Here is an 11,104-nt window from a genome sequence, read left to right on the forward strand (position 1 = left end):
CAAAAACAGCACATCAACAATGAGATTTAGAACACAAAAAATTTTCAAAAACCAAATCCCGAAAGGCAGAATACCTAGTTTTTAGAGATGCCCTTTAGTTATCATCGTTATTATTTCTGAGAGCTGTTCGCTACTTTGCAATACCTCCATGGCGAAAGCAAAGGTAGGCGCCCGCAGCGCCCCGGTTTTACCCCCCAAAGGGGGTTTTTAATTGGGAGTAAACAACATACATTTGTTTTGGTGGAACGCTTACATTTGCTAAACCTATATAGGTAATCTTATGAAAAGACATAGACGTAAAAAGACAATATGGGCACGCCTGTTGCTGATTGTGTCCATGGCAATTGCATCCCCTATCCTTTTATGTGGGCAGTCGCTGGATTCGCTGGAGCAGGCGTTGGCAACAGGGAAGTTGACGAATGCGGAAAAAATAGACGTATATAAAGAGCTCGCGCTAGGGTATATCAATGACCATCCCAGTCGGTCCAGGTTGTTTAGTGTAGAGGGGCTGAACATAGCGAAACAGGAAGGCGATCAAAAATCCGAGTCGGCATTTCTGTATTACCTTGGATCTTCCTATTACGTAAGCACGGTATATGATTCTGCAGCTTTTTATTTCGACAAAACGTTGGGGTTGACACGGCAAAACAAGGACAACGAAAGGGAAATTTCTACGCTCAAAATGTACGGCCAATTATACCGCAGGCAAGGGCAATACGAAAAAGCGTTGGGACGGTATCTCGAAGCAGTGAAAGTAGGCGAACAACTCGTAGATGACCAACAATTGTGTGATGTTTATATGGGGATAGGTGGAACCTACCACCTCATGCAGAATAATAAGCAAGCATTGGCCTATTATGAAAAAGCAGAAAAAATTGCGTTAAAAGACGGGAATAAGCAAAACCTGGGGGATATTTATCTCTCATTGAGCAGTGTTTACAAGTACGAGGAGGGCGGCAAAGAAAAAGCGATACACTATGCGGAGGCGTCACTTACAATTCATCGGGAATCAGGTAGCCTTTCTAACGAAATCAAAGCGCTGCAAACACTTTGCGGGGCTTATTTTCAGTATGACGACTATACCAATGCGATGAAATACGCGGAAGAAGGGTTTCATCTGGCAAAAAAGATTGGCAATACAAATCTCATTGCGCACTCGTACGCAGATATCTCCAGTATCAGCTATTACATGCAACACTATGAAAAATCTGCCCAAGCCGCACTGGCGGCCCTGGAAACTGATTCGACAGATCACCATCTGAAACTGACGGTATTTTCCAACCTACCGTTGATATATGCCCACTTGGGAAATCTCGATGCGATGGAGGATTATTTTGCACGATACAAATCGGCTGTAGACCATTATAGTAATGAAATGTATCAAAATTCCCTGACCGAAATGGAGGTAAAATACGAAACCGAAAAAAAGGAACTCAAGATCGGAGCTTTAGAAAAACAACGGCAATTGCACGGGTGGTTAGGTGTTGCGGGGGCAACTGTGCTGCTTATCGCGCTGGCATTTGCGTTTGTACGCTTTCGCCTGGCGGTCAGCAAACGGAAGTTGGCAGAGGAAGCAACGCAACGCTTGGAGCAAGAACAGCAATTGGTGGCTGTACAGGCTACACTAGACGGTGAAGCGGCCGAACGTACGCGCCTGGCCAAGGACCTGCACGACGGACTGGGCAGCATGCTGTCTGCAGTGAAGATCAATTTGCCGCAGGTGAAAGGCAATGCGGTGCTGGAAGCGGTAGACGTTTCCCGCTTCCAGACAGCGTTGGGTATGCTAGACGATTCCATACAGGAACTCCGTCGCGTAGCGCACCACATGATGCCGGAGTCACTCTTGCGCTATGGCTTGAAAATCTCCCTGTCGGATTTCTGTGATGCCATCCCCGTGGCTCACTTCCATTATTTCGGCGATGAGGCCCGCCTGCCCGAGAAACTCGAGATCATGATTTACCGGTGTATCCACGAGCTGGTCAACAATGCACTGAAACACGCCGAGAGTACGCAAATCAATGTGCAATTGGTCCAGGAACCGGAGCGGATATCCTTTACCGTACAGGATGATGGCAAAGGCTTTGATGAGCATACGGTCCCCGAAGGGATGGGATTGCAGAACATCCGACAGCGGGTAGCTGCCTTTCAGGGCAAAATGGAGATTTATTCGTCCGGGCAGGGGACGGAAATCCATGTGGAACTGGAACTAAAAGGACAGTAATGATCAGCGTAGCAATCGTAGACGACCATAAGATCCTAACGGAAGGATTGCAGAGCCTTATTGAAGATTCCGGCGTAGCAAAGGTCGTTGGTGTAGCACATAGCGCCGCGGATTGTCGACTTTCTCTTGGCTTCTGGAAACCGGACGTACTGCTGCTAGATGTCGGCTTGCCAGATAGCAGCGGGGTGGATTTCTGCAAGGAAGTGAAAGCGCAGTTTCCGGAAATCAACGTATTGGCATTGACGACGCATAACGAATATACAATCGTACGGCAGATGCTGGATAATGGTGCTTCGGGCTACTTGGTCAAAAATGCCATGGCAGACGAGGTATTGGCTGGCATAGCGGCGGTGGCTGCCGGCAAGACGTTCCTCTGCCATGAAATCGATCTCTTGATGAAAAGGCCATCGCCAAAGAAAATCTGGTTGAGTCCGCGCGAACGCGAACTGCTCCGCCTAATTTCGGAAGGGCTGACCAACGGTGAAATAGCCGAGCAGATTTTTTTGAGCCCCGAAACGATCAAAGGGTACCGGAAGAACCTGCTATTGAAATTGGGCGCAAAAAACACTGCAGTACTGGTGAAAATGGCACTTGAGCAAAAATTGATTTGATTAACTCCCTTCATTCCCAGCGTTTCTTAGGTACGCAGGTGATGTCGGCCGTTTTGCGTAAAAGGAGCGGCCGTTGATCATACCGGTTTTCGAGTATCAGTGAGTCGGCGGTATACCGGACGATTTTGAATCGGGGCAGGTATTGTCCGATGCGGTAGCAACCCGAGATTTTCTGGCGCCAATCTGCTTTGGTATATAATCCATCCACAAGTAAGCTATCGCCCCTTACCACATAGATTCCTTTGGCGTATTCCGTCCATTGTCCTTCGTTATAGCAGGAATCCGCTATGTTTTTGGCTTTGGAGGTAACGTGCATGGTGGCATAGATGGAATCGCAGGTGAATTTCAGTTCATGCAGCGTATATTGGAGCAGGGCATCCTGCATGGGAATACTGTCCTGCCTCCACACCCCTTGCAGGTAATCAGCGCCTTCGTATTGGATATCGGGGTTGAAACGGCAGCTGCTTGCCAGCAAAAAAAGCATACCGGCTAGAAATAGCCGGCAACTCATTTCAATCCACCGATCATGTCTTCCGGCCGTACCCACTCGTCAAATTGCTCGTTGGTCAGCAGTCCCAATTCGAGCGCGGCTTCCCGCAACGATTTATTTTCCTTGTGTGCTTTTTTGGCGATTTTCGCCGCATTCTCATAACCGATGTGCGGATTGAGTGCCGTGACAAGCATCAACGAGTTTTCTACATGTTTTTTGATGCCATCGTAATTTGGCTCAATACCAATGGCGCAGTGGTCGTTGAACGATACGCAGGCATCGCCGATAAGCCGGGCAGATTGCAGGAAATTGGTTGCCATGACAGGTTTGAACACATTCAGCTCGTAGTGCCCATTAGCGCCGCCAAAAGAAATGGCTACGTCGTTACCGATGACCTGTGCGGTTACCATGGTCAGGGCCTCGCATTGTGTTGGGTTTACCTTGCCCGGCATGATGGACGAACCTGGCTCATTTTCCGGAATGACAATTTCGCCAATACCGGACCGCGGGCCGGAAGCCAGCATGCGGATATCATTGGCGATCTTATGCAACGATACAGCTAATTGCTTCAACGCACCGTGGCTTTCCACGATGGCGTCGTGCGAAGCCAATGCCTCGAATTTGTTGGGTGCGGTACGGAACGGCAATCCCGTAAAATCAGCGATATATTTGGCCACGTTTTCCGCATATCCCTTCGGGGTGTTGATTCCCGTGCCCACGGCAGTACCGCCAAGGGCAAGCTCCGAAAGATGGGCCATGGTGTTGCGGAGTGCTTTGAGCCCGTAATCAAGCTGGGCTACATAACCCGAAAACTCCTGTCCAAGGGTAAGTGGTGTGGCGTCCATCAAATGCGTACGACCGATCTTCACCACTTGGGCGAAGGCCTCGGATTTGGCTTTCAGTGTGTCGCGCAATTTTTCAACACCCGGTATGGTGGTTTCCACCAGACGCTTATACGCCGCGATGTGCATGGCCGTTGGATACGTGTCGTTCGACGATTGCGACTTGTTGACGTCGTCATTGGGATGAATAAAGGCCTTCCCTTCACCCAGCTTATGACCTTGCAGCACATGGGCGCGGTTGGAAACCACTTCGTTGACGTTCATGTTGGACTGTGTACCCGATCCGGTCTGCCAGATGACCAGGGGGAACTCGTCGGCCAATTGGCCCGCGAGTATCTCATCACATACCTGGGCGATGAGGTCGCGCTTTTCCGCGGGCAGTATACCCGCATCGGTATTGGTATAAGCGGCGGCCTTTTTAAGGTAAGCAAAAGCTTCGATGATTTCCTTGGGCATCGATGCCGAAGGACCTATCTTGAAATTGTTGCGGGAACGCTCTGTTTGCGCACCCCAGTACTTGTCGGCGGGTACTTGCACCTCGCCCATGGTATCGTGTTCTATTCGGTATGACATGGAATCGTTGTTTTGATATGTTGCAAAGGTACGAAGATACAGGAGATGTGAAAATGCAAAAGCATTGGCTAATAGACGGAACTTTCTTACCTTTGGTAAGTATTCGGGTTAAATTAGATGCCGACACTATTAATTGAGAGTGGATTCAGGTTTTATTTTTACTCCTCGGAAGGTAATGAACCACCACACGTGCATGTTCAAAAGGCCGATGCCGAAGGGAAAATATGGCTGGAGCCCTTGTTTGAACGTGTATACATGCACGGTTTTACCAAACAAGAAGAAAAGAAGCTGCTCGACATAGCAGATAGGCACAAAGAAGAATTTAAAAAAGTTTGGCATGAGTATTTCGAACAATAGGTACGATGCATTAGAGCAATTGATTTACGGGGAGAACATAAGAATTCAAGCGATTGATGTACATACCGAATTGGATTTACTTCTTGTACTTTTAAATACAGGGGGAGTTTTGCGAGAGTCAATTTCTCAGTATCCAAGATTGAAAGATGCTTCGGGCGATCAATTGAGGAATTATGAGCTCATTGGAAAGGGAACGGGCATCCATTGGCCCGATGTAGACGAGGATTTAAGCCTAAAGGGATTTCTGAGTAATAGCTTGAAAAGCATTATTTATAATAAACATAAAGTAGCCTAACAAACGCCCTCAATTCATAAGCGCTTATGCCGCTGACTCCACAATAACCCTACGATACCAACAAGGAGCACACCGGCCGCGACCGCCAGCAACAGGGGCACATGATGGATGGGCGTAAGGGCCAATCCCGAAATGCCCTGCGCCATCAAGAGTAATTCGTTTAATATGACTCCGGCCACGAAGACAGTCGTCGACGTAATGGCGAGACGGTTGATTTGTAGCACGCCAACGATATAGCTATATGCGATGATGAAGAGGCTGATGACAGCCAGTAAAACGAGGTGAAGGTAACCGATGACAATGGGGCGGAAACTGTAACTCAATTGGCTCAGTGATGGGATGACCGATAACCCTTGGAGGACGAACTTGATGGTCGCCGCGGTGGCCACGCCGATAAGTAGCCATTTTGCCACGGCGGTTAATGAATGCCCGAACACCAGTCGATTTACCACACAGCTACGCAGCCATTGTGCCCAAGCAATGCTTTGCGCCACCACTGCCACTACCACGCCGACGTAGAGCCAGGCAGGCATATCCCACCAGAGCACGGAAAGCAGGTAGTTGATCGGACAGGTTAACGCAAATAACCAAAATATGGTCTTTGGATGGTTTACGGACACGCCAATACGATTGAACCAATGTTGCACCAAGGCCATGCACGCAAAGAAAAACCAGCCGTTATACTGGAAATGTAAGTAAAAATATACCGAGGCGAGTTGTAGCCGGGAGTCTATATTGTTTGACGTCATGAGGTGGGCCAAGTAAAATGTACCTACGGATGATAGCACGAGAAACAGCAATGCTGCCCGAAGCCAACTAAAGGCAAGAGAATGACGGCCACTGATCGCCATATCCCGCCAACACATCACCGCAAATACGTAGGAAACCGCAACGGTGGCCGTTGACGCCACAATGGAGTAAAGCCCATAGCCTTGGAGAAAGAAACTGATGAGCATGCCATAGCTGGCCAGCAGGTTGGCAAAAACCGTGAGTTGATATCGCCAAGGTAGCTTTTCGTGTTGTTGCCGGTTGAAGATCATTGCCACCACCAACACCATCAATGCATGCGACACCCACCCGGCGAACGCGAAGTGGGAATGGGCATGGAGCAGGAATTTCTGGTTGATTGCCGGCATAGGGAGCAACACTTTCAGTCGCATCAATAGGCCGAGCGCGGCAACCAATAATAGATTGAAAAGTGCCAATAACAGCCATTGGCGCACAGTGATACGGCCGAGGGCAGCCATCAGACCCCGTCGGCCGGAACGAATACTTTGCCTTTTACGATGCATAACTTGTCCTCTTGTTGCAGTTGCTTGATGGCCCGGATAACCGTTTCAACCCGTAGACCGAGCATGTTGGCTAGTTGCTGCCGGGTAACCATCAACCGGTTGCAGTCTTGGCATATCAGCTTGCCGTGCCGGTTGAAATAATCAATTAATTCAACAAGGGCAGTTTGGGGATTGTTTTTAGCCAGCGCATTGAGCAAGAAGACCTTGAAACGTAAATGGGAAACCATAGACTTGGTAAATGCCAAGTGAATGTCGGGATGTTCGGCAAGCAGCTCATGGAATGAGGTGGTGCTCAACCGCAGGAGGGTGCAGGGCGAATCGGCCACTGCGCTGGCCCCGTAGGGCTCCCCATCGAAAAGCGGCAGCTCACCGAAAGCTTCTCCAGCTTCCACGATTTTGTGAAGTACTTCTTTCCCGTTATCATCGAAGTGCGACCACCTTACCTTACCCGAAACCAATTGATAGTAGAATGTTGCCTGCGCACCTTCATTGAAAATGATCTCACCCGCCTCGGTATGCCGATAGGTTGCGCCTTTTTCTAATAGTAAATCGGTGTCTATCATGATGTTGAGATTAAAATAGTATCAACATTTCGTTAGCAATAAGCGATAGATACAAAGGTAATGGCTGGTACATGAAGGCCGCATGACTGCTGTCAACTGTAGAAGTGACAACAATCATAAATCATTAAAGTGTGATTTATATTATTGGAATACAATGTGTTAATGGTTATCTGGTGTTACCTTGTGCGATACGACAGGTTGTTTTGTGACCGTACGCATAAAATCACTAGCGCACGCTACTTAGTTTTGCTTCAGAAAGAAGGGAACGTCATACAAGGTAAATTAAAAACAATTCGTACCTTCATGGGTTACAATAATAACCCTAAAAAATAATAAAATGAAAAAGCTACTGGTTCTACTGACGCTGGGAGTTGCGCTGTACGCATGCTCCCAAGGAGGAAAACAAAACAACGACAACAACGCTACCGCACAGTCTACGGCCAACCCCGAAGACTACGATCCGAAGCGGGGTGAAGGAAAATTTGACAATGTGGACGTGGGCGATCAACTGGATGCAGCTATGGCACAGGAGGGCAAAGTGATTGCCGACCTGAAATGTGCAAGCTGCCATAAATATACCGATGAGCGGCTGGTCGGACCGGGTTGGGCGGGCGTTACCGAAAAACACCGTCCCGAATGGATTATGAATTTTATTACCAACCCCGATCCCATGATTGATAAGGATCCTGAACTACAGGCGCAGTTGGAAATCTGCTTGGTGCGTATGCCCAACCAGAACCTCGCTGATGAAGAAGCACGCAAGATCCTGGAGTTCATGCGTGAAAATGACGGGGTACAATAGCGAGACTTTAATATATCACTAATATATCGTATAATGAAGCCAAAACAATATCTCCTGTGGATGGCCGCCGTAGCCGCGGTATCGCTGTCCTTCAATGCTTGCAGACCCAAAGGAGCTGGAAGCGCAGTGTCTGGAAATGCGGCCCAACGGACGTATGTGCCCCCCGGGCAGTATGATGAATTTTATACCTTCACCTCCGGTGGATTCAGCGGGCAAATGAGTGTATACGGCTTGCCTAGTGGCCGGCTATTCCGGGTTATTCCCGTGTTTTCGGTCGATCCCGAAAAGGCATGGGGGTTCAGCGAGGAAACCAAGCCCATGCTGATGACCTCACATGGCTTCGTTCCGTGGGATGACCTGCACCACATCGAATCGTCTTTCACGGATGGCATGCCGGATGGTAAGTGGGTGTTTGCCAACTCCAACAACACGCCTCGCCTGGCGCGGATCGACCTCACGACGTTCCGTACGGCGGAGATCATCGAAATCCCCAATACGGGCGGTAACCACTGCTCGCCGTTTACCACGGAAAATTCGGAATACGTGATTGCCGCAACACGCTTCAGCGTACCGCCGGATGGGCCCGAGAGCGATGTGCCTATCGATTCCTATAAGGAAAATTTCAAAGGCCACATCAGTTTCGTAAGTGTGGATAAAGAAACCGGTGAATTCGATATCACGTTCCAATTAAAAACCCCCGGTCTGAATTTTGACTTGTCCGGTGCTGGAAAAGGCATATCAGGTGGATGGTTGTTTATCAGTTGCTACAACTCGGAGCAGGCCCACACCTTGCAGGAGGTCAACGCCTCACAGAACGACAAGGACTTCATCATGGCCATCAACTGGAAGAAAGCGGAAGAATATTTCAAGGCAGGGCGTGGTACCAAGCAAACCAACGTGCGCTATGCACACAACAAATGGGATGAACATACCCACAGCGCTACCCACGAAATAAAAACCGAAGTCACCGTGTTGGATGTGGCCGAATTTGACGACTTGGCGTATTTGCTCCCCTGTCCGAAATCACCCCACGGGGCTGACGTGAGCCCTACTGGCGAATACATTGTAGGCAGTGGTAAGCTGGCCGCGTTAATCCCGGTATTCAGTTTTGAGAAATTGCAGCAAGCCATTGCCAATAAGGAGTTCGAAGGCGAGCGTTACGGTGGTATACCCGTCATGAAGTACGAGTCAGTACTGCATGGGGAAGTCCAAAAGCCCGGATTGGGACCGCTACACACCGAATTTGACGCCAAAGGGAATGCCTATACTTCTTTCTTCGTTTCGTCGGAAGTGGTAAAATGGAATGTAGAGTCGCTGGAAGTCCTCGATAGGCAACCTACGTATTATTCTGTTGGCCACTTGATGGTGGCGGGTGGAAACTCCAAGAACCCCTATGGCAAATATTTGGTAGCGTACAACAAGATCACCAAAGACCGGTTCCTGCCTACAGGTCCCGAATTGGCGCACAGTGCCCAATTGTTTGACATCAGCGGCGATAAAATGGAATTACTCCTCGATTTCCCGACCATTGGCGAGCCCCACTATGCGCAAGCCATACCAGCGGAGATGCTGATGGATAAATCGTTGAAGATATACGACATCAATGCCAACGCACACCCGCATAAAACGAACGGCGAAGCCGAGGCCCGTATAGAACGTGAGGGTAACATTGTGCGGGTGTACATGACCACCATCCGGTCCCACCTCACTCCCGACGTCATCGAAGGCATACGGTTGGGCGATGAGGTTTATTTCCACGTGACCAACCTGGAGCAGGATTGGGATATGCCCCATGGATTTGCTATCAAAGGCGCCAATAACTCCGAGCTACTCATCATGCCGGGTGAGACGACAACGCTCAAGTGGGTGCCGGACCGCGTGGGTATCTTCCCATTCTATTGCACCGACTTCTGTTCGGCATTGCACCAGGAAATGTCAGGCTATGTACGTGTCTCTCCTAAAGGAAGTAACGTACCCATGACAGCCTATACCGGCACCAAAAAATAAGTGACGTGAAAAGCCAATATCCTATGAAATCATTGCACAGGGCCATACTCGCTATCAGCGGCGTGGCCCTGCTTGCCGTCATCGCATTGCCGATATGGCGTATCGAACTGGACGCTGCACAGTATCCCGAAGGGCTCGAACTGTTGATATACAGTTATAAACTGGATGGACAGGTCGACATCATCAATGGATTGAACCACTACATCGGGATGAAAGTACTCCATGCCGAGGATTTTATCGAATTTACCGTACTGCCTTACTTGATCGGTATCTACGGGCTTGCCTTTATTGTGGTGGGGCTTTTGGGGCGGCGGCGGTTGTTATACATTCTGTTTGGGGCATTCCTGCTTTTCGGGGTCGTCGCGATGGTCGATTTTTGGCGCTGGCTGTATGAATACGGACACGACCTCGACCCGACGGCACCTATACAGGTGCCCGGCATGGCTTACCAGCCACCGTTGATCGGGTTCAAACAGTTGCTGAACTTCGGTGCATTTTCGATACCCGATGTGGGGGGATGGATATTTATTTCCTGTGGTGTACTGCTAGCATACTGCGTTTTTGCCGAATGGAGATTGGTTAATACAAAACAAGTGGTATCATGAATATCATACGATTAGTAAGTTTATTCGCATTGGGAGTGGTGTTGGCATTGGCCGTTCAGGCATGTGGCGGCGGCGGACCGGAACCCATCAACTACGGGCATGACCAATGCGGTCATTGTAGGATGACGGTTAGCGATGCGCGCTTCGGATGCAAACTCGCTACCACGAAGGGCCGGGCGTACAATTTCGACGATGTGCAATGCATGATTGCTTTTGTGAAGGCTGGTAGCGTTGCCCAGGAAGATGTGGCTGAATACTACCTGCCCGATTATAGCCATGCAAATAAATTGCTCCCTTCAGACGGACTTTTCTTCCTGAAAAGCGAGTCCTTGAAAAGTCCCATGCGCGGTGATGTCGCGGCATTTGCGACCCGGGAAGAGCTGGCACAAGTGCAAGAGACTCATGGCGGTGAAGAACTGACATGGGCAGATCTCTGGAAATAAGTG

At 49.3% G+C, this 11,104-nt stretch carries 12 protein-coding genes; 8 read left to right on the forward strand and 4 right to left on the reverse strand.

All coding sequences use genetic code 11. The features are described 5' to 3' along the window. The first annotated feature begins 280 nt into the window (after positions 1 to 280). Together ACEVG1_RS14815 and ACEVG1_RS14820 are read left to right on the forward strand one after the other, a co-directional pair. A complete protein-coding gene (locus tag ACEVG1_RS14815; protein WP_374744532.1) occupies positions 281 to 2,221 on the forward strand; it encodes an ATP-binding protein in 1,941 nt (646 codons plus the stop codon). Beyond that, positions 2,221 to 2,832, forward strand: coding sequence for a response regulator (locus ACEVG1_RS14820; RefSeq protein ID WP_374744533.1), 612 nt, complete (start codon positions 2,221 to 2,223; stop codon positions 2,830 to 2,832). The genes ACEVG1_RS14815 and ACEVG1_RS14820 overlap by 1 nt, the downstream gene beginning before the upstream one ends. Positions 2,833 to 2,842: 10 nt before the next feature. Here the strand turns inward: ACEVG1_RS14820 and ACEVG1_RS14825 are convergent, their stop codons facing one another. After that, complete coding sequence (locus ACEVG1_RS14825; RefSeq protein ID WP_374744534.1) at positions 2,843 to 3,316, reverse strand: fumarate hydratase; 474 nt, start codon at positions 3,314 to 3,316, stop codon at positions 2,843 to 2,845. A 23-nt stretch (positions 3,317 to 3,339) separates the two neighbouring features. Then, on the reverse strand, positions 3,340 to 4,737 hold the full coding sequence (gene fumC / locus ACEVG1_RS14830; RefSeq protein WP_374744535.1) for a class II fumarate hydratase: 1,398 nt from the start codon (positions 4,735 to 4,737) through the stop codon (positions 3,340 to 3,342). Positions 4,738 to 4,854: 117 nt separating this feature from the next. Here fumC and ACEVG1_RS14835 point away from each other — a divergent pair, with 117 nt between their 5' ends. Then, the gene (locus ACEVG1_RS14835) at positions 4,855 to 5,094 is read left to right on the forward strand and encodes a DUF4160 domain-containing protein (protein WP_374744536.1); all 240 of its coding nucleotides are present in this window, start codon (positions 4,855 to 4,857) and stop codon (positions 5,092 to 5,094) included. Then, entirely contained in the window at positions 5,075 to 5,389 is a 315-nt protein-coding gene (locus ACEVG1_RS14840; protein WP_374744537.1) for a DUF2442 domain-containing protein, read from the forward strand. The genes ACEVG1_RS14835 and ACEVG1_RS14840 overlap by 20 nt, the downstream gene beginning before the upstream one ends. Positions 5,390 to 5,403: 14 nt before the next feature. Here ACEVG1_RS14840 and ACEVG1_RS14845 read toward each other — a convergent pair whose 3' ends face one another. Together ACEVG1_RS14845 and ACEVG1_RS14850 are read right to left on the reverse strand one after the other, a co-directional pair. After that, a complete protein-coding gene (locus ACEVG1_RS14845; RefSeq protein ID WP_374744538.1) occupies positions 5,404 to 6,681 on the reverse strand; it encodes a hypothetical protein in 1,278 nt (425 codons plus the stop codon). Continuing rightward, positions 6,636 to 7,244, reverse strand: a complete 609-nt coding sequence (locus ACEVG1_RS14850; protein ID WP_374744539.1) for a Crp/Fnr family transcriptional regulator — start codon at positions 7,242 to 7,244, stop codon at positions 6,636 to 6,638. Before ACEVG1_RS14850 ends, ACEVG1_RS14845 begins: the two co-directional genes overlap by 46 nt. Positions 7,245 to 7,581: 337 nt before the next feature. On the opposite strand from ACEVG1_RS14850, the gene ACEVG1_RS14855 reads away from it, so the two are divergent. From ACEVG1_RS14855 to ACEVG1_RS14870, 4 genes are read left to right on the forward strand one after another with little or no spacing between them, the layout of a single operon-like run. Beyond that, positions 7,582 to 8,046, forward strand: a complete 465-nt coding sequence (locus tag ACEVG1_RS14855; protein ID WP_374744540.1) for a c-type cytochrome — start codon at positions 7,582 to 7,584, stop codon at positions 8,044 to 8,046. Positions 8,047 to 8,079: 33 nt separating this feature from the next. Then, positions 8,080 to 10,053, forward strand: coding sequence for a Sec-dependent nitrous-oxide reductase (gene nosZ / locus ACEVG1_RS14860; RefSeq protein WP_374744541.1), 1,974 nt, complete (start codon positions 8,080 to 8,082; stop codon positions 10,051 to 10,053). A gap of 23 nt (positions 10,054 to 10,076) precedes the next feature. Continuing rightward, positions 10,077 to 10,658: a hypothetical protein gene (locus ACEVG1_RS14865; protein ID WP_325636476.1), complete on the forward strand. Its 582-nt coding sequence runs from the start codon at positions 10,077 to 10,079 to the stop codon at positions 10,656 to 10,658. After that, positions 10,655 to 11,101 (forward strand): nitrous oxide reductase accessory protein NosL, encoded by a 447-nt coding sequence (locus tag ACEVG1_RS14870; protein ID WP_374744542.1) that lies wholly within the window; start codon positions 10,655 to 10,657, stop codon positions 11,099 to 11,101. The genes ACEVG1_RS14865 and ACEVG1_RS14870 overlap by 4 nt, the downstream gene beginning before the upstream one ends. The last annotated feature ends 3 nt before the right edge of the window (positions 11,102 to 11,104 follow it).

Source organism: Parapedobacter sp. 2B3 (genome assembly GCF_041925275.1).
Classification (GTDB): Bacteria; Bacteroidota; Bacteroidia; order Sphingobacteriales; family Sphingobacteriaceae; genus Parapedobacter; species Parapedobacter pyrenivorans_A.